Source organism: Variovorax sp. RTB1, from assembly GCF_035018765.1.
Lineage (GTDB): Bacteria > Pseudomonadota > Gammaproteobacteria > Burkholderiales > Burkholderiaceae_C > Variovorax.
This window is the reverse complement of record NZ_JASJXG010000001.1, coordinates 246105-269797: the sequence shown is the minus strand read 5'-3', so window position 1 is coordinate 269797 and position 23693 is coordinate 246105. Positions and strand designations below refer to the sequence as shown.

Sequence of the window (23693 nt, the reverse complement as noted above, 5' to 3'; positions counted from 1 at the left end):
GGGATGCCACGTCAGGGCAAATCGAAGGCAGATCGAACAGGCTCGAGCGTTGCTCACAGCGGACGGTTGGCGTCGGGCTCGGGCGTGCGACGCTGGGGTGCCAGCAACAGCAGGCTCGCCAACGGCCAGAGGATGGTTTCGATGACCGGCGACACCATCAGGTTCCACCCGGGGAACACGCCGCCACCGATCATGCGAATGGCCAGTTCGATGACGTGCGACAGCGCGAAGAGCGGCAGCACTTGCAGCGCCTGCGAGGCCACCGGATACCAGAGCAGGCGCCGATGAATCGCGATCGCGAAGTAGCCCAGCGTGGTGTACGACAACGCATGCTGGCCGAGCATCGCCGATTGATGCACGTCCATCACCAGGCCGAAAGCGAACGCGACGCCGATGCCGATGCGGGTCGGCTGGTGCACGCTCCAGAAGACGATGGCCAGCGCCAGCAGGTCGGGCGTCCACGCCGCGCGCCCGATCGGGATCATGTTGAGCAGCAGCGCCACGAACAGGCTGGTCCACATGAAAAGCGGACTGAGGGGGAGCAGCAACTGCTGCTGGCCGGGTCGCATGATCATGGTTGGCGCTCCTTGGGTTTCGGCTTGGCGGCGGGCTTCTTCTCAGCTGCTTTTTCCGCTGCCTTGTCGGCCTTTTTCTTTGCGGCCGCCGCAGCCGCTGGCGCGGCGGACGGTGCCGGCTTTGGCGGCGTGTTGGCACCGGTCGGCGCCAGCACCAGCACATAGCGCGCCGAGCTCACACGGGCCAGTGGCAGGCAATGGATGCGCGCGAAAGCGGAGTCGGCGCGGCGCTCGATACGGTCGATCTTCGCGACCGGCAAGCCCGCCGGATAGACGCCGTCGACGCCGCTGGTCGACAGCAGATCGCCCTCTTGCAAGTCCGAGTTCGCGGCCATGAAGCGCAGTTCGAGCCCGCCGCCGTGCGCATTGGCATCGCCGAACGCCACGCTGCGCGCGCCGGTGCGGGTGTTTTGTACCGGAATCGCCAGGTCGCGATCGATCACCAGCGTGATCTCGCTGGTGAAGGGCTGCACCTGCGTAACCTGACCCAGCACCCCGTGCTCGTCGATGACCGGCGAGCCCGCGGCAATGCCGTGCGTCATGCCCTGGTCGATCACGACTTTGCGGGTGTAAGGGTCGGCTGCGTCATAGAGAACCTCGGCCGCACGCGATGGCGTCGGCGTGCTCGCGCGCAGTTCGAGCAACGACCGCAGCCGCGAGTTTTCTTGCAACAGGGTGTCGGACTGGCTGGCGCGCTCGGACTGCACCGCCAGCGCCTTGCGCGCATCGGATTCGCCGCTCTGCGCCGTTTGCAGATCTTCGAGGTAACGACCGCCGCCGACCATCGCCTGCACCGGTTTCAGTGCCAGCCACTGCACCGGATACAGCACGGCACCGATGGCCGCGCGCAGCGGTTGCACGATGTGGAACCGGGCATCGGCCACCATCAGGAACAGCGCTAGCGCGCTGAAAAAGACCAGCTTGCTGAGTGCCGACGGCCCCTGGTTGAAGAGGGGCGGGGCGGTGCGGTCAAGGGTACCGAGCGGCATGGCGCTTTATGCCACACGAGTGGCTTGTTTCAGGGCTGCCGTGGAGCCGGCTTTGCCGGGACGCTGGCAGCGTCCCCGGCCGGGGGTGGGAGCGCGACACGAACTGCGCGCGACCTGGGCGCGAGCGACCTCACTCCGACGTGAAGATGCTTCCAAGACGGTCCATGCGCTCCAGGGCGATGCCGCAACCGCGCACCACGCAAGTCAACGGGTCTTCGGCGACGAGCACAGGCAGACCGGTTTCCTCGGCCAGCAGGCGATCAAGATCGCGCAGCAGCGCACCACCACCGGTCAACATCATGCCGCGCTCGGCGATGTCAGCGCCCAGTTCGGGCGGAGTCTGTTCCAACGCGTTCTTCACGGCCGAAACGATGTTGTTGAGCGGATCGGTCAGCGCTTCCAGCACTTCGTTGCTGCTGATGGTGAAGCTGCGCGGCACGCCTTCGGACAGGTTGCGGCCCTTGACTTCCATCTCCTTGACTTCGGAGCCCGGGAAGGCTGACCCGATGGTCTTCTTGATGACTTCGGCCGTCGGCTCGCCGATCAGCATGCCGTAGTTGCGGCGGATGTAATTGATGATGGCCTCGTCGAAGCGGTCGCCACCGACGCGGACGCTGCCTTTGTAGACCATGCCGCCGAGCGAAATCACACCGACTTCGGTGGTGCCGCCGCCGATGTCGACGACCATCGAGCCCGACGCTTCCGACACCGGAAGGCCGGCACCGATCGCCGCGGCCATCGGCTCTTCGATCAGGTAGACCGACGTGGCGCCGGCCGCTTCAGCCGCGTCCTTGATGGCGCGGCGCTCGACCTGGGTCGAACCGCAGGGCACGCAGATGATGATGCGCGGACTCGGCGTGAACAGCGTGCGCGGATGCACCATCTTGATGAACTGCTTGATCATCTGTTCGGTGATCACGAAGTCCGCGATGACGCCGTCTTTCATCGGGCGGATCGCCTCGATGTTGCCCGGCACCTTGCCAAGCATGGCCTTGGCCTCTCGCCCGACCGCTTGAATGACCTTCTTGCCATGCGGGCCGCCTTCGTGGCGGATGGCGACTACAGATGGCTCGTCGAGCACGATGCCCTTGCCGCGCGCGAAGATCAGGGTGTTGGCCGTACCGAGGTCAATTGCGAGATCGGTAGAAAAATACCGACGGAAAGTACCGAACATGAAGGGGTCCTCTGCGGGCACGGCATGCGCTTCGGCATGGCATCGCCCTTGGTTTGACAGGTGAAATTGAGGGCTTTTGCGGCAAATGCCGGCGCGTTCGCGGGGGTTGCGGCAAAGGCGGGATAATAACCGAATCCCCTGTCTTTTTCACGTTTGCACGCCCCTCAAGGGTGCAATGCCACCGGTGCTTTCACCGGACCAAGCCACTCTCCCGATGTCACTTTCCGCTTCCGATATTGCGCGCATCGCTTCGCTGGCGCGCCTGCAACTCGCCCCCGACGAGAGCGAGCGCTTGCAAGGCCAGATCAACGGCTTTTTCGAACTGGTCGAGCGGATGCGCGCCGTCGACACCGCCGGAATCGAGCCCTTGGCGCATCCGGTGGCCGCCATCGAAGACATCACGCTGCGCCTGCGCGACGACGTGGTGAGCGAGCCGAACAACCGCGAAGCCAATCAAAGAAGTGCCCCCGCCGTCGAGGCAGGCCTGTTCCTGGTGCCGAAGGTGATCGAATGAGCGGCAAGCAGATTCACGAAAAAGGCGTGGCCGAGCTGGCGCGGGCACTCGCCGCACGCGAAGTCTCGGCCGTCGAAGCCGCGCAACACTTTCTCGGTCGCATGAAGTTGCATGAAGCGCTCGGCGCCTTCGTCGCGGTCGACCCGGAGGTCACGTTGACCCAGGCCCGTGCAGCCGATGCATCGATTGCGGCCGGCAACGCACCCGCGCTCGCCGGCGTGCCGATCGCGCACAAAGACATCTTCGTGACGCTCGACTTCCCGACCACCGCGGGCTCAAGCATCCTGGCCGGCTACCGATCCCCTTTCGATGCGACCGTGGTGCGCAAGCTGGCCGAGGCCGGCACCGTGACGCTCGGCAAGCTCAGCTGCGACGAGTTCGCCATGGGCTCGGCCAACGAGAACGTCGCCGTGCCTGCGGTCGGCCACGACAAGGCCGTGCCGGTGCACAACCCGTGGGATCGGGCGCGCATTCCGGGTGGCTCGTCCGGCGGCAGTGCCGCGGCCGTGGCGGCACGACTGGCACCGGCCGCCACCGGCACCGACACCGGCGGCTCGATCCGCCAGCCCGCATCTTTCTGCGGCGTGACCGGCATCAAGCCGACCTACGGCCGCGCCTCGCGCTATGGCATGGTGGCTTTTGCGTCGAGCCTGGATCAGGCCGGCCCGATGGCCCGCTCGGCTGAAGACTGCGCCTTGCTGCTGTCGGCCCTGTGCGGACCCGATCTCGACCGCGACTCGACATCGATCGACCGCCCAGCCGAGAACTATTCGCGCTCGCTCGATGCTTCGCTCGATGGCCTGCGCATCGGCGTGCCCAAGGAGTTTCTGGGCGACGGCGTCGCGCCCGGCGTGCGCGCTGCGGTCGATGCAGCACTTGCCGAATACGAGAAGCTAGGTGCCCGCCGCGTCGAGGTGAGCTTGCCGCGCACCGAGCTGTCGATCCCGGTCTACTACATCATTGCCGCGGCCGAAGCCTCGAGCAACCTGAGCCGCTTCGACGGCGTCAAGTTCGGCCATCGCGCCAAGCAGTACAGAGACCTGGCCGACATGTACGGCAAGACGCGCGAAGAAGGCTTCGGCGACGAGGTCAAGCGCCGCATCATGATCGGCACCTACGTACTGAGCCACGGTTACTACGATGCTTACTACTTGCAGGCGCAAAAAGTGCGCCGCATGATCGCCGACGACTTCCAGCAGGCCTTTGCGCAATGCGACGTCATCGCCGGCCCGGTGGCACCCACGGTCGCGTGGAAGTTCGGCGAGCATGGCAACGACCCTGTCGCCGACTACCTGGCTGACATCTTCACCCTCCCCGCCTCGCTTGCCGGCCTGCCGGGCATGAGCCTGCCGGCCGGTTTCGATGGGCACATGCCCGTTGGCCTGCAATTGATCGGCAACTATTTCGGCGAAGCGAAGTTGCTGAATGCAGCGCATCGTTTTCAACAAGCGACCGATTGGCACACACGTACGCCGGAGGGCTTTTGAGATGAGCCAACCCGTGATGAACTCTTTCGAACAGATGCAGGAAGGCCGACCGACCGGCCCGCTGGTGCGTGGCTACGAAGTCATCATCGGCTTCGAGACGCATGCGCAGTTGTCGACTGCCAGCAAGATCTTCAGCCGTGCCTCGACCGCCTTCGGTGCCGAGCCCAACACGCAGGCCTGCGCGGTCGATCTGGCGCTGCCGGGCACGCTGCCGGTCATGAACAAGGGCGCAGTCGAACGCGCCATCAAGCTCGGCTTGGCGCTCGGCGCGACCATCGCGCCGCGCAGCGTGTTCGCGCGCAAGAACTACTTCTACCCCGACCTGCCCAAGGGCTACCAGATCAGCCAGTTCGAGATTCCGGTGGTGCAGGGCGGCGAGGTGACTTTCTTCGTAGGCGACGAATCGAAAACCGTGCGCCTGGTGCGCGCGCACCTCGAGGAAGACGCGGGCAAGTCGCTGCACGAGAACTTCATCGGCCAGTCGGGCATCGATTTGAACCGTGCGGGTACCCCGCTGCTCGAAATCGTGAGCGAGCCCGACATGCGCTCGACCGCCGAGGCCGTGGCGTATGCGAAAGAGCTGCACAAGATCGTGACGTGGATCGGCATCTGCGACGGCAACATGCAGGAAGGCAGCTTCCGTTGCGACGCCAACGTGTCGGTGCGCAAGCCCGGCCAGCCGTTGGGCACGCGACGCGAGATCAAGAACCTGAATAGCTTCAAGTTCATGCAGCAGGCGATCGACTACGAGATTCGCTGGCAGATCGAAGAGATCGAAGATGGCCGCAAGGTACAGCAGGCAACCATTCTTTTCGACCCCGACTCGGGCGAGACGCGCGCCATGCGGACCAAGGAAGACGCGGCCGACTACCGCTACTTTCCCGATCCGGACTTGCCGCCACTGGCAATTGCGCAAGACTGGATCGACCGCGTCAAGGCTGAGATGCCGGAACTGCCACGTGCGATGGCGGCGCGGTATGTGACGGAACACGGACTTTCCGATTACGACGCGGCGCAACTTACGCAGAGCACGGCACTGGCGCGCTACTTCGACGACACGGTCGCGGCAGGTGCTGCGCCAAAGCTCGCAAGCAACTGGATCACCGGCGAGATGGCAAAGCTGCTGAATGCGCAGGAAATCGGAATTCAAGAATCTCCGGTGAGCGCGACTTTGTTGGCGTCGCTCATTGGCCGCATTGCTGATGGAACGATCTCAAACAATGCAGCCAAAGAAATACTCAGCCTTCTGTGGGGCGCAGGAGAGATGAGTGGCGCTCCTGTGGCGGAGGCATATGTCGGCAGAGCAGCCGATTATTTAGCACGCGTCGATGCGCTGATCGAGGCCAAGGGCCTGAAGCAGATGAGCGATACAGGCGCCCTGGAAACCATCGTCGACGGCGTGTTGGCGACCAACCAGAAGAACATCGACGAGTACCGCGCCGGCAAAGAGAAAGCCTTCAACGCGCTCGTCGGTCAGGTGATGAAGGCCAGCCAGGGCAAGGCCAACCCGGCACAGGTCAACGCGCTCTTGAAGTCGAAGTTGAGCTAGCTCAGCAGAGCCGGCGCCCGCGAGAGCGTCGGCTATTTCGCCGTGCCGCCAGCGTCTGATGTCCAGAGTTGGCGCAGTTTGATTCGCTCATCATCGAAGCGCGAATTCACTCGCTTCTTCTCGTCTTCCTGGTCGCTGACAAAGCGGTTTTGCACCGCCATGCTCTGCACGTTGTCGTCGAGTTTGCGGCGCACGGCACCCGGGGCGCGGCCGATGTCGCTTTTGTAGAACTCGAGCTCTTCGTCGATTTTCTTGCGCTCGTCGGACAGCTCGGCCAGGCGCTTCTTTGCTGCCTGGGTCACAGCGTCGATCTGCACGAGTGCCTCGGCGCGCTCCCGGTTGTGCGCCGCGGCGTTGGGGTATCGGACCAGCAGCGCGCGTTCCCGTCGCCGCTCTTCGAGCTGGCGCGCCTGAAGCAGCGACTGCTGCCTCGCGCGCTCCTCGCGCTCGGCCGATTCTCGTGCGGTGTAAGTCGGCTCGACCGTGCGGCGCGTGGTGCCGCTCGGGTTGAGTTCGCGCTGCTCGCGGTCGATGCAATCGGCGATGGGGCGATCGGCGGTGATGATGCGGCCGCGCGAATCGGTGCAGCTGTAGATGCCGCCGCTCGGACCGCCCGAGTTGGCTGTCGTCTGCGCTGTCGCTGCGCCTCCAACGAGCAAAAGTACTGCCGACAAGATCGCGAGAAAATTATGTGTGCGCACCAGAAATCCTGTCTTTCAGCCGACCAAAAATGCTCAAGCGCCGTAGCGTTTTCGGTAAGCCATAACTCCCTCGCGATGAACGCCCAGCGAGGAGTCTGTGCGTTCCGAGAGGTAATGTAGCAAGTCGTTCAACGTGGAGATGGCCACCACCTCCATGCCAAGCTGATTGCGTACATATTGCACGGCGCTGTGGTCTACATCGATGCCGTTCTCCGTCGCCTTCTCCTGTCGGTCGAGCGCAATGACCACGCCGTGCGCGACCGCGCCGGCAGCCTCGATGGCCGCGATCGATTCGCGCACCGCAGTGCCGGCGGACATGACGTCGTCGACGATCAGCACGCGACCCGCAAGCGGCGCACCGACCAGCGTCCCGCCCTCGCCGTGGTCCTTGGCTTCCTTGCGGTTGTAAGCAAACGGCACGTTGCGGCCACGCCGGGCCAGCTCCGCCGCCACCGTCGCCCCCAATGGAATGCCCTTGTAGGCCGGGCCGAAGATCATGTCGAACTCGATGCCGCTTTCGATCAATCGGTCTGCATAGAATTCAGCCAGCCGCATCAGCTTGGCGCCATCGTCGAACAGGCCCGCGTTGAAAAAGTAGGGACTCATGCGACCGGCCTTGGTCTTGAACTCGCCGAAGCGCAGCACCCCGGAATCGATCGCGAACTGCACGAAGTCCAGCGCGACCGAACGGCCAGCCTCATTCAATTCAGTCAACTCAGCCATCGGGAATTCCTTTGTTCAAACTTACAAGCCTCAACCTCAACGGCCTTCGTTCGGCAACGACCAAGGGCGTGGCCAACTGGGTGGCCGAACTGGCGCCGGATTGTATTTGCATGCAGGAAATCCGCGTCCAGGCAAGCGATGTCGAAGGCCGATTCGAAGAAATGGCCAACCTGAAAGGCCACTTCCATTTCGCCGAGAAAAAAGGTTACGCCGGCACCGCGATCTACACGCGCCATGCGCCGAGCGACGTCGTCATCGGCTGGGGCGACGCCGAGTTCGATGCCGAAGGCCGTTACCTCGAGCTGCGCTTCGACACCCCTGCGCGCAAGCTGTCGATCATCAGCTGCTACTTCCCCAGCGGCAGCTCGGGCGAGGAACGGCAGGCGGCCAAGTTCCGTTTCCTCAAGGGCTTCTTTCCGCATCTGACCGCGTTGAAGAAAGAACGCGAGTTCATCCTGTGCGGCGACATCAACATCGCGCACCAGCAGATCGATTTAAAGAACTGGCGCGGCAACCAGAAGAACAGCGGCTTCTTGCCTGAAGAGCGCGCCTGGATGACGCGACTGCTCGATGCCGGCACCGAGGGCGCCGGACTGGTCGACGTCTATCGCATGCTGCAGCCCGAGACCACTGACGCGGCCTACACGTGGTGGAGCAACCGTGGTCAGGCCTATGCCAACAACGTGGGTTGGCGTCTCGACTACCACTTGGCGACGCCAGCGCTCGCTCACTTGGCACAGCACGAGTCGATCTTCAAGACCGTCAAGTTCAGCGACCACGCGCCGATCACCGTCGACTACGATTTTTCGCTTTGAAGATGTAAAAAGCCCCGAATTCAGGGGAAAGGTAAGCCGTTTGCATTAACTGCTGGCCGCAATTTTTCTCCCGAAATATTCCGTTGCATTTAGAGTTGGTCGCATGGCCCACCGCTATCACGCCGTTCAGGATCCAGCGCATTTTTGGCGCCAGTTTGGCGTTCAGCCGCCGGCCGTGGCGCCTGAAGTTCGCGTCCACGATCAAGGCGTGTTCGTCTGCCGACCGCGCACCGACGCGGCCCGCGGCGGCAAGCTACCTCGCTTTGAAGCCGCGACCGGCCGCTGGGGTTTGATCCCGCTGTTTTCACCGGACGGTCGTGACCGCCTTACGCATGAAGCAGCCAGCGAAACCGCCGCGACCGAACGCAACTTCTATCAGCCATGGAAACGCTCGCACCGCTGCGTGGTGGTTGCCGATGCGTTGTTCGAAACGACCGACACCGGCAGCGAAATTCGCATCGAGCGATTCGATGGCGCACCGTTTTGCATCGCCGGACTGTGGAATGGCTGGCGCTCGCCACAAGGCGCGTGTGTCGAGAGCTTTGCGCTGCTGACGATCGACGCCACCGAAGACGCGCTCATGCAGCAACTCAGGGGCGAACGTCCGCGGCGGCGCCCTGTGATCCTGCCCGACGGCTGGGTCGACGAGTGGCTCTATGCGCCCATCGAAGAAACATCGGCATTCCTTCGGCCGTATCCGCTGCAGATGTGGGTGACCGAAGTACCGATCGCACTGCCGAAGCAGACAACGTCGGTCGAGGCCGCCAGCTTCGGTTGAGCTTGGGCTCAGGCCAGTTCGAACAGAACGTCCTGGGCACCTTCCCACAGCACTTTGCGGCCGAGCGCCTGAAGTTGATCCCGCCCTTCGACGATCGTCAGGAAGTGATTGCCCGCCAGCGGCCCCATGCGGCTCGCGAAGCTGCACGGTCCATACGCCCAGATGATCTCGGTCTCGCTGTAGCCGCCCGGGTAGAACAGGATGTCGCCGCGTGATGGATGGGCGGTGTGATTCTCGAAGCCGACGCCCAACTGAAAGTCGCCGAGCGGAACCCAGCAGCCCTCGCCGCTCCATCGCACATGAATCAGCTTCTGCCGATACGGCAGCAGCTTGGCAAAAGCAGCCACGGTGAGCGGTGCGTCCGGATGGGTTTCGGCGACGAAGTGAAGGCCGCCGGCGGTGATGTCGAGTCGTGTCATGCGAGATTCAAAGATTGAGATATTGAAAGTGGGTCAGTCGCAGCAGCCGCCGAAGTGCCCGCTGCGATAGAACGGCGCGAGGTCCTCGGACAGCGCCTGTACCGTGCCGCGCCATGAAGCGCTGGCCGCATCGCTGGACACATCGCTGGACAGAGCCGCGCGCATTCGCGCCAACAACTCGGCACGCAAGGCCGTCTCGTCGATGCCGGTCACACGGCCGCCTTCGACCACGCAGCGGCCGGCGATCAACACCTGCGCGATGTGGCTGCCATTGCCGCGCGCCAACAACAGATCGAGCGGATCGATGTTGGAGAACAGCGCATCGTCGTCGAGCGCATCCCAATCGAGCAGCACGATGTCGGCCGGCGCGCCGGGCTCGATGCGTCCACCACTACGCAAGGCGCCCCCCACGCTGCGCGGACCGTGTCGCGCCGCAAAGCCCCACAGCTGATCGCGCGTCATCGTCGTGTCGAAGCCCCAGCCACGGTGCAGCGAATAGGCGAGCCGCATCTCGCGCAGCGCATCGTCGTCTTCATCGAACGCCATACCGTCGAGGCCCATCGCCACGCGACAGCCTCGCTTCAGCATCTCGGGCAGTGGCGCGATGCCCGACTTGAGGCCGAGGTTGGAGCTGGTGTTGACTGCGATGGTCACGCCGCGCTCGGCCAGCAGCGCCAGCTCGTCGCCGCGCGCCCAGGTGCAATGCGCCAGCGTGAGACGCGGACTCAACAAGCCGATGCTGTCGAGAAATTGAACGACGCCGCCGGGATGCGCCGCATCGGCCCATGCGCGCTGGTACTTGGTTTCCAGCAGGTGCATGTGCACGGGCCGGCCGGTGTCAGCGGATGCTTGTGCAATCGCTTCGAGCAACGGCGTGCTGCACCACTGCACGGCGGCCGGGCCGTACTGCACGGTGACGCAATCGCCATAGCCACCTTCGCTCACCATCGCAGCGACCTCGTCCACCAACGCGAGTTGCTGCGCCGGCGCCATCGGCTTGACCGACAGCCGCTGCGCGACCGCGTTGCGAATGCCCGGCCGCAGTGCCTTCAACACCGTCGCGTCGTCGCAATAGGCGATGCCGTTGCGGTCGCGCATCGCGATCGCGAAGCCGATGCGCACGCCGACATCACTCGCCGCCCGTGCCACCGCACGGGCCTCGTCGACATACGGCATGCCGCCCTGCACCCGCGTGTAGTGAACCATCAAATTGGCGACGCCGTGACGCACCGAGCGCGCAAAGGATGTGGCGGCGCACAGGTAAGGGTCGACGCCGGGCGCGAGGCCGAGGTAGGGGAGCCAGCTTTCGAGCGGCTGGTTGAAGGCGCCGAGAGTGGCGCTGCGGACGGTGCGGGCGTGGTCGTGGGCGTTGGACAGCGCCGGCAAGGCCAGCAGGCGACGCGCCGTGACTGCGGCGCCCAGTGCCTCCAGCGCATCGATCGATGCCACGCGACCGCCCGAAACTGCCACTCGCACATCGGCCTGCGCAGGCGCAGCGCCGGGGTCGGTCAACAGCCAGGCGCAATCAAAGCTTTGTCGGGTCGGCGTAGCGCCAGGCATCTGGGGTGTCGTCATTTCAGTGCGAATTGTGCGGGTCGAATCGCATGCCACGCCCAGGTTGGCGTTGCGCATCATGGCTTTCAGCTAGCGACCGCGAGGATCGCGGCGACCGGACCACCGCCCGCTGGCCCCTGGTGCTCGGCACCGCCCGAGACGTAGAGGGCAGTCTGGCCGACCACCGAGGCCAGCACGGCGCCGACCGCCGCGCGGGCATGCCGCGTGGCGTTGATGTCGGAGTCGTTCAGCATGGTGTGACGGGCGCCGCGCACCAGCCCACTTGGGCTGGCCTCGGCCTTGGCCAGCAGGTTGACCAGACGTGCCGCGATGGCATCGGCATCGCGCTCGGGGTCGAGCCCGAAGGCTTCGCGCAGCAGGCGGCGCACGCTGCTAGCATCGACCGCGTCCTGCATCACCGTGTGCGCGATGCGGTAAGCCGATGCGCTGCCGATGGCCTCGCCCAGCACGATGACGACGTTGCCTTCGAGCTCGATGCCGGCCGAACACGAGGCCCGTGCCGAATACAGCGCGCTGTCTTGCAGGATCGCCGCCTCATCGACTGCGGGCAATTCGCCGAGTGCCAGCCCGACGCCGAGCGCCGAGGCGCCACGCGACCATCCCATCGACTCATAGCTGTCACGCGTGACGGTCACTTCGCCGCGCAGTTGTGCCGCCAGCACCTTGGCGGATGTGAGCAACGGGCACTTGACCTGCACGAAGTGCACGTCGGCCGCATCGTCGATGCCCGCATCGTGCATCGCGGCCTGCACCGCTTCTGCCGTGGCCGCTACCTGCGCTATGCGGCCGATCTCTTCGGGTGCGAAGGCGCGCGTGTGCGCCGTGCCGATCACCAGGCGCTTCTCGCCCGACACGCTCGCGGCATCGCTGACATCGATGAAGCCACGCGTGAACACCGTGAAGTGCGGCGAAAGCACGCCCTCGGTGCCGCCCGACATCACGAGCGCCACGCGGTCGTGCACCTGCGCCACCGTGCAGCGGAGATGCGGCGCGAGGAAGTGGCACCAGGCCGTGGCGGCGAAGTCGCGTGTGTGGTCGTTGACGCAGCCGTTGCCTTCGGTCTTGCCCATCACCGCGACGATGTGTGTCGGGTCGAGCCGCCCCGCGTCGATCAGCGCCTGTACGCCCGAAAGGTCCGCCGGACCACTGCATGACACGCGAAATACATCGACCTTCTGCGCCTTGCCAGATGATGTTGACGTGCTCACAGCGTGTACTCCAGCGCCGCCACCAGCGGCAGAGGGTTGAGCGGAATGCTGGGCGGCGTGGCGCCGATGGTGCTGACGAAACTGACATGGTCGGCATGGAGTTGCCATGCGTTGTGCGCGACGGGGCCGAACGACGCCGTTTCGGGCAGCGTCGGCGCCAAATTGGGGCGTGGGGAGCGCGCGGAGGCTTTCATGCCCATCGCCTTGCAGCCGCCGTGCCAATCAGCGCTTCGCCTTGTCGCTTTATCGCAATCTCTGAATCACGCCGTCCCGCAGTTGCCCGGCCATGCGTCGTTCAAGCCATCCTCAGTGCGTGTCGTGGCCGACGCGATCCAACTAAAAAGCCCGCACTTCGCCGCGCGGCACGAAGCGGCCCATACCGGCGCGCCCCAGCCACTGCGGCCCATCGACGATCAGCTGGCCGCGGAGAAATACCTTTTCGACGCGACCGCGCAGCGTGCGTCCCTCCAGCAAGGTGTAGTCGCAATGGCTGTGCAAGTGCTCCGCGTGGATGGTCTGGCTGGCGTTGGGGTCGAACAGCACCACGTCGGCATCGCTGCCGACGGCGATCGTGCCTTTCTTCGGAAACAGACCGAACAGCTTGGCCGGCGTGGTCGCGGTCAACTCGACGAAGCGATTCAGCGACAGCTTGCCCTGCATCACGCCGATGTCGAACAGGCTGACCAGGCGCGTTTCAATGCCGGGGGCACCGTTCGGAATTTGCGAGAAATCATCCTTGCCGCGCATCTTCTGCAGGCGGTAGCCGAGGTGGCCCTCTTTCATGCAGAAAGGGCAATGGTCGGTGGCGATCACCTGCAAGTCGTCGTAGCGCAACGCCCGCCACAAATGCTTCTGGTTGTCGGCGCTGCGCAGCGGCGGCGTCATCACGTACTTGGCGATTTCCAGGTCGTCGCTTTGGTACACCGAATCATCGAACAACAGGTAGTGCGGACAGGTTTCGGCAAACACCGGGATGCCCTCGGCGCGCGCGGTGACGATGTGCTTGAGCGCCTCGTTGCTCGACACATGGACAAAGTAAATCGGCGCCTGGGCCAGCTCGGCCAGCCGGATGCCGCGGTGCGTCGCCTCGCCTTCCAGAATGGCCGGACGGGTCAGTGCGTGATAGCGCGGCGAGGTGTGGCCCGCCTCCAGCGCCTCCTGGATCAGCAGGTCGATCACCGTGCCGTTTTCCGCGTGCAACGCCACCATGCCGCCATCCGCACCGACCTGGCGCAGCATCCGAAAGATGGACGCATCGTCGGCCATCATCACGCCGGGGTAGGCCATGAACATCTTGAAGCTGGTCACCCCCTCGTGGTGCATGGCGTGCCGCACGTCTTGCAGCACCTGGGCGTCGACCCGCGTGACGATCACATGCAAGCTGTAGTCGACCGCGACTTGCGACTCGGCACTGCGCTGGGTGCGGGCGATCGCCCCGAGCGGCGAATCGGTCGCGGTTTGCAGCGCGAAGTCGACCACGGTGGTGGTGCCGCCAAATGCCGCGGCCTTGGTGCCGCTGGCAAAGGTGTCGCAGGTCACCGTCGGGCCGATCACGTTTTCCAGATGCACATGGGTGTCGACGCCGCCGGGCAGCACATACAGGCCGGTGGCGTCGATCACCAGCACATCGCCGCCGACTTCCAGCGCGTGACCGATGGTGTGGATCAAGCCGTCTCGCATCAGCACGTCGGCCACGTAGTCGTCGCTGGCGGTGATGACGCGACCATTGCGAATCAGGGTGACGGAGCGGGTGCTGGGCATGGTGAAGGTGGGTGGTTAAGGGCCCGCTTCAGTTTGCAAAATCCGTACCCGACCTGGTGGCGCCGCAGCACTGGCGTCACCGACAACGCAGAGCGCGATCTAGCAACAATCGCTCAGGTACCGGGTCAGCGACTCTTGCACGCGTTGCGGTTCCAGGCCGCGCACGATGACGACCAGCCGCGACTGGTGGTCGTCGCTCGGCCAGCGCGCCAGATGCGTCGGCGGATGCACCAACTGCTGCACGCCGTGCACCACCACCGGGGCCTCGGCCCCTTCTACATTGAGCAGGCCTTTGACGCGCAGCACCTGGGTGCCGTGGGCATGCAACAGCAGCGACAGCCAGACGCTGAAGACGGTCCAGTCGACGGCCTCGGGCAAGTCCAAGGCAAAGGCCACGATGTCGCGATGCACGTTGGCGTCCGCGGCGGCAGGCCCTCCGGGCGCAGCCAGCGCCAGGTAGTTGCGTTGGCGGCCGGCTTGCAACCAGCTGGCGACTTCTTCGGTCTTGCCCGCAACATCGAAGACGTCAGCGCCCAGGATGGCGCGCGCGTCCAGCTGCGTGGGGTCGAGCGCCAGACACAGCGCGCTCGGGTTGACCTGGGCCAGCTGCAGCTGCAACGCCGGTAGCAACGCGGGGTCAACGATGTCGAGCTTGGTGAGCACCAGGCGGTCGGCCAGCGCCACCTGCTTTTGGCACTCGGGGTACTGCGCCAGACTGCCCGCGCCGTGGACCGCGTCCACCGTCGTGATCACATTGCCGACACGGAAGTGGTGCTGCAGCACTCGGTCGTACATCACGGTGGCGAGCACCGGCACCGGATCGGCCAGGCCGGTGGTCTCGATGATGAGCCGCACAAACGCCGGTATCTCGCCGCGCTCGCGGCGCTCGTACAGGTCCCGCATGGCGCTCGCCAGGTCGCCGCGGATGGTGCAGCAAATGCAGCCCGACTGCAGCAAGACGATGTCGCCCTCGATGCGGTCGACCAAATGGTGGTCGATGCCGATGTCACCAAACTCGTTGATCAACACGGCGCAGTTATTGAACAACGCGTCGCGCAGCAGCCGGTTCAGCAGGCTGGTCTTGCCGGAGCCCAAAAACCCGGTCAGCACATTGACGGGAATGCGCTCGGTCATGGACCCGCGCGGAGCGTGTCGGCCTGCGCCAGCGGGTCCACGCTGCGTCCGGTGATCTCCTGCACGGCCTGCCAGACATGGGGCAGGCTATCGACCACCTGTTGCTTGCCCGTGGGACCGGCCACCAGATAGAAGCGCCCTTGCCAGTCGCTCACAGTGACGCGGGCGTTGGCCAGCACTCGGTTGATGACCCGGATGCGCTTGGCCCGCTCGGCCCGGCGCGTCGGCGCCGATGCGCCTTGAATGCGGCCCGCGCCGCTGCTCCAGTGTTCCTCGCCGCCGAGCGAGCCGCAGACGCCGCACATGCTGTCAGGGACTCAGGCTTTGACGCGAGGATGGCGCGTCGCAAAGTCGTTGGCCATCTCGTCCATCGTGACAAAGCGCACCCCCGGATGCGACTTGATGTACGCAAACAGACGCTCGAGCATCAGCAGCACCTGCGGCCGCCCGGCCACGTCGGGGTGGATGGTGATGGGGAACACCGCGTAGTCCATTTCGCGGTAGACCCAGTCGAACTGGTCGCGCCACATTTGCTCGATGTCGCGCGGGTTGACGAAGCCATGGCTGTTCGGCGACTTCTTGATGAACATCATGGGCGGCAGGTCGTCCAGGTACCAGTTGGCCGGAATTTCAATCAGGTCGCTCTCGACGCCGCGCTGCAGCGGCACCATCCACTCGTCAGGCTTTTTGCTGTAATCGATCGGCGTCCAGCTGTCGCCCACCCGCACGTAGTAGGGCGAAAAGTCGTTGTGCATCAGCGAGTGGTCGTACTTGATGCCTTTTTTCACCAGCAACTCGTTGGTGACTTTGGAGAACTCCCACCACGGCGCAACATAGCCGGTCGGGCGCCGGCCCGAGAGCTGCTCGACCAGTGCGATGCACTTGTCCAGCACGGCTTCTTCCTGTCCTGGCGTCATGGCGATCGGATTCTCGTGCGAATAGCCGTGAATACCGATCTCGTGGCCAGCCTCGGCCACCGCCTTCATCTGCGCCGGAAAGGTTTCAATCGAGTGGCCCGGAATGAACCAGGTGGTCTTGATGTCCATGCGCTCAAACAGCTTGAGCAAGCGCGGCGCCCCGACCTCGCCGGCAAACAGGCCGCGAGAAATATCGTCCGGCGAATCTTCCCCACCGTACGACCCCAGCCAACCGGCCACGGCGTCCACGTCGACCCCGAAGCCACACAAAATCTCTTTCGCCATCGTCTTTGCTCCTGAAAAAAATCAACCTGAAAGCGGCGTTTGCATCGCGGGACGCCACGCGCCTGTATGGGAGTTCAACCGGCTGCGTGCCGCGCCATGTGCACCTGGTGCAGCGTGATCTTTCGCACCTCCGCCTGGCTCGTCTCGATGTGCGCGCGCAACAGCATCGCTGCCTGGTCGCCGCGGTTCGCACGCACGGCTTTCAGGATCTTCGCGTGCTCGTCGTACGTCGCGTCGATGCGCGGCTGCTTGGTGAAGTCGAGGCGCCGGATGATGCGGATGCGGTCGGTCACATCGCGGTGCACGCGGGCCATCTCGGTATTGCCTGCGGCGGCGACCAGCGCGCAATGAAACTCCTCGTCCCACTGCGCGACCTGCGTCGCATCTGTGCTGCGTTGCGCGGCGGGTACCAGCCAGATGGCGACCAGCGTGTCGAGCATGGCGCGGTCGATGTGGCGGTCGGTTTCGCAAAGGCGATGTGCGGCCGTGGTCTCCAGCACCATGCGCAGGTCGTAGAGCTGTTCGAACTGGTCGAAGTCGAAAGGCAGCACGCGCCAGCCGCTCCTGAACAGCACCTCGACATAGCCTTCCTGCTGCATGCGAAACAGCGCCTGGCGCACAGGCGTCCGCGAGACGCCAAGCCGCTCGCTGATCTCGTTTTCAGTGAAGCGGTCGCCAGGCACCAAACGGAACTCGGCGACGTCGCGCTTCAGCTGCGCGTAGACCTCGTCGGCGCGGGTGCGAAACGGCACCGGAACAGGAACGACGATGGGGTCCGGTGTCGATGCAGCGGCAGCCGCAGCGACCGCAGCAGCGGAGCCGATAGGACGAGCGGCGCGCGTGACAGGAGTACGGACGGTAGACACCGCGGAATGTTAGTCGCTGAAGGTGCCGCGCAAAACAGTCAACACTGCATTGCTCGGTGCGGTCCAGCCCACGATCGCGCCCTGGGCGCGAATCATGTCGATGGTCGCCGCCTTGAATGCGGGGAAGTAGCTCTCGGTGCAGTCTTCGAGCAGCAGCCCGTTGTAGCCGCGGTCGTTGGCTTCGCGCATGCTGGTCTGCACGCACACCTCGGTGGTCACACCGCCGAAGAGCAGGTGCGTGATGCCGCGGTTCTGCAGGATCTCGTGCAGCCCGGTCGCATAGAACATGCCCTTGCCCGGCTTGTCGATGACCAGCTCGCCTTCGACCGGCGCCAGCGCGTCGATGATCTGGTTGCCGGGCTCGCCCTTGACGAGGATGCGGCCCATAGGCCCTGGGTCGCCGATGCGCAGAGTCGGGTTGCCACGGCTCAACTTGGCGGGGGGGCAGTCCGACAGGTCGGCCTCGTGCGACTCGCGTGTATGCACTACAAGACCGCCCGCTTCACGCCAGGCTTTCAACATCGTCTGCGTCGCGGGCACGATGGCTTCGAGCAGCGCAACGTCGTTGCCGAGCGTCTCGCCGAAGCCGCCGGGCTCGATGAAGTCGCGCTGCATGTCGATCAGCACCAGGGCCGTGGTGTCGATGTCGAAGTCGTAGGCAAAGGGGTTGGCTTCCACGCGCATGGTGTGCTTCTCGGTTGGTTAGTGGTGCCCGCCGCCCATGTGCGCGCCGAGCACGTGCCGCTCGGCCGTGGCCGCAGGCGTCTCGAACACGACGCGGCCTTCGCTCATGACCACGATGCGATCGGCCAGCTCCAGCAACTCGTCGAGGTCTTCGCTGATGAGCAGCACCGCGCCGCCCTTCTCGCGCACCTGCACGATGCGCGCGTGGATCTCGGCCACGGCAGCGAAGTCGAGCCCGAACACCGGGTTGGCCGCGATGAGCACGTTGATGTCGCCGGCCAGCTCACGGGCCAGCACGGCGCGTTGCACGTTGCCGCCGGACAGGCTGCGAATAGGAGCGCCCTCGCCTTGCGTCTTGACGCCGTACTCGCCGATCCACTCACGCGCGCGGCTGCGCCACACGGGAAAGTTCAGGATGCCGCCGCGTGCCAAAGGCGCTTGATCGAAGTCGCGCAGTGCCATGTTCTCGGCCACGCTCAAGTCGGCGACGCAGGCATTGCGCAACGGTTCTTCGGGCAGGCTGCGCACTTTGAGTTCGCGGTTCTCGTCACGCTTGGCGCTGTAGGGCTGGCCCATCACCGTGACCTTGCCCGACAGCCGTGCACGCTGGCCGACCAATGCCTCGACCAGCTCGCGCTGACCGTTGCCCGACACGCCAGCGACACCGAGGATTTCGCCGGCGCGCACCGACAAACTCAGGTCGTGCAACGCCAGCGTGCCGCGGTCGCCCATGGCTTGCAGGTTCTCGACATTCAAGGCGATCGGCGCGTTGCTTGCCAGCGCCTTCATCGTGTGGAGTGCGCGGCCGGTCGGCGCGACCGTTTCCAGCTCGGCCGGCGCATCGCCTTCGGGCGGTGGCGCCACGCCTTCGCCCGCCTCGCCCATCATGGCCGCAGCCAATTGCGCCGGGCTGGTTGCGTCGACGCGGCAGTGGTGCACCGCCTTGCCGCGGCGCAGCACCGTCACGCTGTCGGCATAGGCCATCACTTCGCGAAACTTGTGCGTGATGATGAGCACGGTACACATGCCGCTCCGCGCAAAGTCGCGCACGTGGCCCAGCACTTCATCGGCTTCTTGCGGCGTCAGTACCGAGGTCGGTTCGTCCAGGATCAACAGACGCGGCCGCAAGTACAACTGCTTCAACAGCTCGAGCTTCTGCTTTTCTCCGGCCGCCAACGACGAAGGCGTGACGTCGAGGTCAAGGCTGAAGGGCGTGGTCGCGAGAAATGCCTTGAGGTCGGCGCGCTTGGCTTTCCAGTCGATCAGCGCCGGCGTCTTGCCGCCGGCCAGCAACAGGTTCTCCGCCACCGTCATGCCCGGTGCCAGCGTGAAGTGCTGATAAACCATGCCGATGCCCAAAGCGCGCGCGACGATCGGGTTGGCGATGTCTTGTTCCCGGCCGTCGATGAGGATGCCGCCTTCTTCAGCCCGCTGAAAGCCCGCCACGCACTTCACCAGCGTGCTCTTGCCCGCGCCGTTTTCTCCGAGCAACGCGTGCACCGTGCCGGGCTCCACGTGCATCGTCACCGAGTCCATGGCGGTGAACGCGCCGAAGCGCTTGGTGAGCCGGTAGGTGTCGAGCATCAGCGCGCCGGTGCCTGCGGGCAATGCGCCGATGGGGTGCGAGCGCGCTGCGATATCGGCGAGTGCACTGAGCTTTGCGGCCATGCGGTCTTTCAGTTGTCGAGCGCGCCGACCGCGTGGATCAACGCCGTCGACGTGGCATGCGCACCGAACACGCCGCCCTGCATCGTGATCATCTTCAACGCCGCCAGGTGGTTGCCGTGGTCCGTGGCGGCCGTGCAGTCGGACAGCAGCAGGCACTCGAAGCCGCGGTCGTTGGCATCGCGCAGGGTCGTGTGCACGCACACGTCGGTCGTGATGCCGGCGAGGATCAGGTTCTCGATGCCGCGCGTGCGCAGGATCAGTTCCAGGTCGGTCGCATAGAACGAGCCCTTGCCCGGCTTGTCGATGACCACTTCGCCCGGCAGCGGCGCCAGCTCGGGGATCAGCTGCCAACCCGGCTCGCCGCGAATCAATATGCGGCCGCACGGTCCGTCGTCGCCGATGCCGACGCCGTTGGCGCCGATCTGCCGCGAGCGCCAGCGCTTGTTGGCAGGCAGGTCGGCGAGGTCGGGCCGATGCCCTTCGCGCGTGTGAATGATGTGAAAGCCGAGCGGCCGCAACACGGCCAGCAAGCGTGCGATCGGCGCGATGGGTGCCTGCACAAGCGCGAGGTCATAGCCCATCACATCGACATAGCCGCCCTTGCCGCAGAAGTCGGTCTGCATGTCGATGACGATGAGCGCCGTGTTGGCCGGCCGCAGGTCGCCGTTGTAGGGCCATGCGTAAGGCTCGGCCTCAATGTGCAGCGCTGGCAAAGTGGCGCTGTCGGTCATGAATCGAGAGCCCTCCGGTGTGCCGAGTCGGGGTCTTGCGGAATGTCGGGCAGCGAGGCGGGGAGTTGCGGCACGAGCGGATGCGTCTCGTGGCCCTTGTAGGCACGCAGCGGCTCCGCAAAGCCGCACGAGGTGCCGTCGACCACCTGCACCTGATCGCTCCAGGGCAGCTTGTAGTTACCGGCCGCCATGTCCTGCATGTAGGTGTAGGGGCAGTCTTGCGCCCCGCCCTTCACCGCCACGTAGCCACGGTGGTAGAGCTGGTAGATGTTGTTCTCGACGCCCCAGCCGGTGCGGGCTTCGCGCACGAGATCGGGCCGCAGTTCGCAAGTGATGATCTCGTCGACGCGGCTGCCGCCTTCGACCATCACCGTGCCGTCGAAGCTGCAGAACATGCCCTCGCCCATCGAGTCGAAGGAGCCGTCGCTACCGCACAGGCACACGCTCGCGGTGTAGGCCAGGTTGCAGAAGGCGTTGGCCTGGTTCGTGATCTTCCAGGCATGGCGGATCGGTGCGGTGTAGCCCGCAGTGCGCAGGATGATTTCAGCGCCCTTGTACGTGGCCTCGCGCGCCATCTCGGGGAACATGCCGTCGTGGCAGATGATGAGCGCGAGCTTGCTGCCGTTGGGGCCGTCGCACACCGGCACGCCGACGTTGCCGGGCTCCCACGGTTCGACCGGCACCCACGGATGGAGCTTGCGGTAGTAGAGCCGTATCGCACCCATGTCGTCGACGATGAGCCCCGTGTTGTACGGGTTACCGCCGGGGTTGGCTTCCATGATGGAGAAGCAGGCCCAGATGGTGTTGTCGACGCACGCTTGCCGCAGCGCCTTCACCTCGGGGCCATCGAGCTCGCACATGATCTCGGGCGAGGTGTCCATCGACAGCCCGTGCAACGAATACTCCGGGAATACGACGAGGTCCATCGTGCCCTGGTTGCGCCGCGCCTTGCCGACCATGTCGCAGACACGCTGCGTCTGCGCCGTGAGGTCGGCCTTGGTCTTGACCGTTGGCAACTGCAGTTGCACCAGACCGATGACGACGCCGTTCGCCGACTTGTTGAGACCACCGAAGCCGCTCATTTCAATGATTCCTATAAGGGTTGGCGCGCCGAACGATCAGCGCGTGGAAGACAACTCGCCCGGGCTGCCGATCGCGACACTGCCAGGCTTGCATGTGATGACCAGTATCACCAGCGTGAGTACGTAGGGCACCGTGTTGAAGAGGTGGTAGCCCCAGCCCACGCCGACCGATTGCAGCGCCGGCCCGATGGCGCCCGCACCGCCGAAGAGGAAGGCCGCGCCGACGCACCGCAGCGGGCTCCAGCGCGCGAAGATGACCAGCGCCACTGCGATCAAGCCCTGCCCGCTGGAGATGCCTTCGTTCCAGCTGCCCGGATAGAACAGCGTGAGCGACGCACCGCCGAGCCCCGCGATGAAGCCCCCTGCCGTGGTGGCCGCGATGCGAATGCCCGCCACCGAGTAGCCGAGCGCCCGCGTGGCGTTGGCCGAATCGCCCGCCATGCGCACCAGCAGACCGGCGCGCGTACGTGCGAAGCCCCACCACAGAAAGACCGCGAGCAAGAGGCCGATCGGCACCAGCGCGTTCAGCTGCAGCGCCGAGCGAACGACAGGGTTGTCGCTCCAGTCGCCGAGCGGGATCGCCGGGATCTGCGGCGCCTGCGGCTGGATCAGCGGCTTGCCGAGATAGAACGCGAGGCCGGTGCCGAAGAGCATCAATGCGATGCCGGTCGCCACGTCGTTGACGCCGTCAAGCGAGCACAACAAGCCGTGCAGCAAGGCGAGCGCCGCGCCGGCGCAGGCGCCGATCAACACGCCGAGCCAGGGTGAGCCGGTGAGATACGCACCGCCGAAAGCCGCCATCGCCGACAGCACCAGCACGCCCTCGAGGCCCAGGTTGATACGGCCCGATTTCTCGGTCAGGCATTCACCCAGGCTGACGAAAAGGAACGGTGCGCCAACGCGCAAAGCACCGCCGACGATGCCTGCGACAAGCGCCACCCACTGGTCGGCGGTCATGTTGAACGGGCAGCGGTCATGCAGCCTCCACGGTGTTGGTCTTCTTCGCCGAGGCCGCACCGAGCGTCTTCGCGCTCAGCTTCTTCCAGTCGATCATCCGGAGCCCTTCGCTCGCCAGGATCAGGACGAAAGCGATGCCCTGCAGTACCAGCACCGACGCATCGGGCAAGCCGAGCCGCCGTTGCAGCAAGCTGCCGGCCGCGCCGAAACCGCCGAACAGGATGGCGACCGGAATGACCGCGATCGGGTTGTGCCGCGCGATGAACGACACCAGGATGCCGGCATAGCCATAGCCCGCGATGAGCGACGCGTTGGCGTTGGTGTGCACCGCAGCGACTTCGACCGCACCGGCCACGCCGGCACACGCACCGCCGACCCCGCACGCAGCGAGGATCAGCTTCGTCGCAGGCAGCCCGACCAGCTGCGCGGTGCGCGGGTTGCCGCCGACCACGCGAATCGCAAAACCCGACGCGGTGATGCGCAGCCAGAGCCCGAGCCCGATGCAGGCGACGATGCCGATGACCAGACCCCAGTGAATGTCCGAGCCGCCGATGCCGCCGATGCGCAAGGCTTCGGGCAGCGGATAGGTCGACGGCTTGTTCAGGCTGGCCGGGTCGCGCAGCACGCCTTCGACCAGGTGCTTGAAGATGCCGATGGCGATGTAGGCCAGCAGCAGGCTGCTTATGGTTTCGTTGATGCCGCGGTACTGTCGCAACCAGCCCGCCAGCATGATCCACAGCCCCCCGGCGATGGCGCCGGCGATGCACACCAGCACGGTGCCGATGACGTTGGCAGGCAACGGGACGGAATGGGCCAATGCCGCGCAGGCGAGTCCGCCCAGCACCAACGCCCCTTCGCCGCCGATGATGACCAGCCCGGCCCGCGCCGGGATGGCCACGCACAAAGCGGTGAGCATGAGCGGCGCCGCCCGCTGCAACGTGTTCTGCCATGAGAACCAGTCGCCGAACGCGCCCTTGAAAAGCGTCACCCACACTGCCACCGGATCGACCCCGGCAAAGGCGACCAGCAGGCCGAAGAGCAACAGCGCCGCCACGATGGCGAACACCGGCAGGGCGATCTCGCGGAGGGCGTTGCGCATCG

25 protein-coding genes are annotated in these 23693 nt (G+C 65.2%); 5 read left to right on the top strand and 20 right to left on the bottom strand.

From position 1 onward, the window contains the following. Positions 1–53: 53 nt before the first annotated feature. The 3 genes from mreD to QN397_RS01225 all read right to left on the bottom strand — a co-directional run bounded on the left by mreD (position 54) and on the right by QN397_RS01225 (position 2738). Positions 54–575: a rod shape-determining protein MreD gene (gene mreD, locus QN397_RS01235; RefSeq protein WP_323497230.1), complete on the bottom strand. Its 522-nt coding sequence runs from the start codon at positions 573–575 to the stop codon at positions 54–56. Continuing rightward, on the bottom strand, positions 572–1564 hold the full coding sequence (gene mreC, locus QN397_RS01230) for a rod shape-determining protein MreC (protein WP_323499860.1): 993 nt from the start codon (positions 1562–1564) through the stop codon (positions 572–574). The genes mreD and mreC overlap by 4 nt, the downstream gene beginning before the upstream one ends. Positions 1565–1694: 130 nt before the next feature. Next, positions 1695–2738: a rod shape-determining protein gene (locus tag QN397_RS01225; protein ID WP_187053950.1), complete on the bottom strand. Its 1044-nt coding sequence runs from the start codon at positions 2736–2738 to the stop codon at positions 1695–1697. A 214-nt stretch (positions 2739–2952) separates the two neighbouring features. On the opposite strand from QN397_RS01225, the gene gatC reads away from it, so the two are divergent. Genes gatC through gatB form a run of 3 tightly spaced genes read left to right on the top strand, consistent with a single transcriptional unit; the run spans position 2953 to position 6288 of the window. Beyond that, the gene (gene gatC / locus QN397_RS01220; RefSeq protein ID WP_187053949.1) at positions 2953–3252 is read left to right on the top strand and encodes an Asp-tRNA(Asn)/Glu-tRNA(Gln) amidotransferase subunit GatC; all 300 of its coding nucleotides are present in this window, start codon (positions 2953–2955) and stop codon (positions 3250–3252) included. Next, complete coding sequence (gatA, locus tag QN397_RS01215; RefSeq protein WP_323499859.1) at positions 3249–4739, top strand: Asp-tRNA(Asn)/Glu-tRNA(Gln) amidotransferase subunit GatA; 1491 nt, start codon at positions 3249–3251, stop codon at positions 4737–4739. Before gatC ends, gatA begins: the two co-directional genes overlap by 4 nt. A gap of 1 nt (position 4740) precedes the next feature. Then, positions 4741–6288, top strand: coding sequence for an Asp-tRNA(Asn)/Glu-tRNA(Gln) amidotransferase subunit GatB (gene gatB, locus QN397_RS01210; protein ID WP_323499858.1), 1548 nt, complete (start codon positions 4741–4743; stop codon positions 6286–6288). 32 nt (positions 6289–6320) lie between these two features. Here gatB and QN397_RS01205 read toward each other — a convergent pair whose 3' ends face one another. Together QN397_RS01205 and pyrE are read right to left on the bottom strand one after the other, a co-directional pair. After that, positions 6321–6989, bottom strand: a complete 669-nt coding sequence (locus tag QN397_RS01205) for a DUF4124 domain-containing protein (protein ID WP_323499857.1) — start codon at positions 6987–6989, stop codon at positions 6321–6323. Positions 6990–7022: 33 nt separating this feature from the next. Then, complete coding sequence (gene pyrE / locus QN397_RS01200; RefSeq protein ID WP_323499856.1) at positions 7023–7712, bottom strand: orotate phosphoribosyltransferase; 690 nt, start codon at positions 7710–7712, stop codon at positions 7023–7025. Positions 7713–7723: 11 nt separating this feature from the next. Here pyrE and QN397_RS01195 point away from each other — a divergent pair, with 11 nt between their 5' ends. Together QN397_RS01195 and QN397_RS01190 are read left to right on the top strand one after the other, a co-directional pair. After that, complete coding sequence (locus QN397_RS01195; RefSeq protein WP_187053944.1) at positions 7724–8527, top strand: exodeoxyribonuclease III; 804 nt, start codon at positions 7724–7726, stop codon at positions 8525–8527. Positions 8528–8630: 103 nt separating this feature from the next. Further along, positions 8631–9305, top strand: coding sequence for an SOS response-associated peptidase family protein (locus tag QN397_RS01190; protein WP_323499855.1), 675 nt, complete (start codon positions 8631–8633; stop codon positions 9303–9305). Between the two features lie 8 nt (positions 9306–9313). Here the strand turns inward: QN397_RS01190 and QN397_RS01185 are convergent, their stop codons facing one another. From QN397_RS01185 to QN397_RS01115, 15 genes are all read right to left on the bottom strand, one after another. Continuing rightward, positions 9314–9724 carry a DUF3830 family protein gene (locus QN397_RS01185; protein WP_323499854.1) on the bottom strand — a complete coding sequence of 137 codons (411 nt, stop codon included), beginning with the start codon at positions 9722–9724 and terminating at the stop codon, positions 9314–9316. A gap of 33 nt (positions 9725–9757) precedes the next feature. Further along, complete coding sequence (locus tag QN397_RS01180; protein ID WP_323499853.1) at positions 9758–11299, bottom strand: amidohydrolase family protein; 1542 nt, start codon at positions 11297–11299, stop codon at positions 9758–9760. Between the two features lie 65 nt (positions 11300–11364). Further along, a complete protein-coding gene (locus tag QN397_RS01175) occupies positions 11365–12507 on the bottom strand; it encodes a ring-opening amidohydrolase (RefSeq protein WP_323499852.1) in 1143 nt (380 codons plus the stop codon). Continuing rightward, entirely contained in the window at positions 12504–12701 is a 198-nt protein-coding gene (locus tag QN397_RS01170; protein ID WP_323499851.1) for a hypothetical protein, read from the bottom strand. The genes QN397_RS01175 and QN397_RS01170 overlap by 4 nt, the downstream gene beginning before the upstream one ends. 142 nt (positions 12702–12843) lie before the next feature. Beyond that, the gene (gene hydA, locus QN397_RS01165; RefSeq protein WP_323499850.1) at positions 12844–14268 is read right to left on the bottom strand and encodes a dihydropyrimidinase; all 1425 of its coding nucleotides are present in this window, start codon (positions 14266–14268) and stop codon (positions 12844–12846) included. A gap of 99 nt (positions 14269–14367) precedes the next feature. Continuing rightward, positions 14368–15402, bottom strand: coding sequence for a GTP-binding protein (locus QN397_RS01160; protein ID WP_323499849.1), 1035 nt, complete (start codon positions 15400–15402; stop codon positions 14368–14370). Continuing rightward, complete coding sequence (locus QN397_RS01155) at positions 15399–15707, bottom strand: hypothetical protein (protein ID WP_323499848.1); 309 nt, start codon at positions 15705–15707, stop codon at positions 15399–15401. Before QN397_RS01155 ends, QN397_RS01160 begins: the two co-directional genes overlap by 4 nt. 12 nt (positions 15708–15719) lie before the next feature. Further along, the gene (locus QN397_RS01150; protein WP_323499847.1) at positions 15720–16604 is read right to left on the bottom strand and encodes a polysaccharide deacetylase; all 885 of its coding nucleotides are present in this window, start codon (positions 16602–16604) and stop codon (positions 15720–15722) included. A gap of 74 nt (positions 16605–16678) precedes the next feature. Further along, on the bottom strand, positions 16679–17374 hold the full coding sequence (locus QN397_RS01145) for a GntR family transcriptional regulator (protein WP_323499889.1): 696 nt from the start codon (positions 17372–17374) through the stop codon (positions 16679–16681). A gap of 105 nt (positions 17375–17479) precedes the next feature. Continuing rightward, complete coding sequence (locus QN397_RS01140; protein WP_323499846.1) at positions 17480–18154, bottom strand: cysteine hydrolase; 675 nt, start codon at positions 18152–18154, stop codon at positions 17480–17482. 18 nt (positions 18155–18172) lie between these two features. Then, positions 18173–19822: an ABC transporter ATP-binding protein gene (locus QN397_RS01135; RefSeq protein WP_323499845.1), complete on the bottom strand. Its 1650-nt coding sequence runs from the start codon at positions 19820–19822 to the stop codon at positions 18173–18175. Between the two features lie 8 nt (positions 19823–19830). Continuing rightward, positions 19831–20553, bottom strand: coding sequence for an isochorismatase family cysteine hydrolase (locus tag QN397_RS01130; protein ID WP_323499844.1), 723 nt, complete (start codon positions 20551–20553; stop codon positions 19831–19833). Continuing rightward, positions 20550–21635 carry a formamidase gene (locus QN397_RS01125; RefSeq protein ID WP_323499843.1) on the bottom strand — a complete coding sequence of 362 codons (1086 nt, stop codon included), beginning with the start codon at positions 21633–21635 and terminating at the stop codon, positions 20550–20552. Before QN397_RS01125 ends, QN397_RS01130 begins: the two co-directional genes overlap by 4 nt. A 36-nt stretch (positions 21636–21671) precedes the next feature. Further along, entirely contained in the window at positions 21672–22592 is a 921-nt protein-coding gene (locus QN397_RS01120; RefSeq protein ID WP_323499842.1) for an ABC transporter permease, read from the bottom strand. A 16-nt stretch (positions 22593–22608) separates the two neighbouring features. Then, positions 22609–23691 carry an ABC transporter permease gene (locus QN397_RS01115; protein WP_323499841.1) on the bottom strand — a complete coding sequence of 361 codons (1083 nt, stop codon included), beginning with the start codon at positions 23689–23691 and terminating at the stop codon, positions 22609–22611. Positions 23692–23693: the final 2 nt, after the last annotated feature.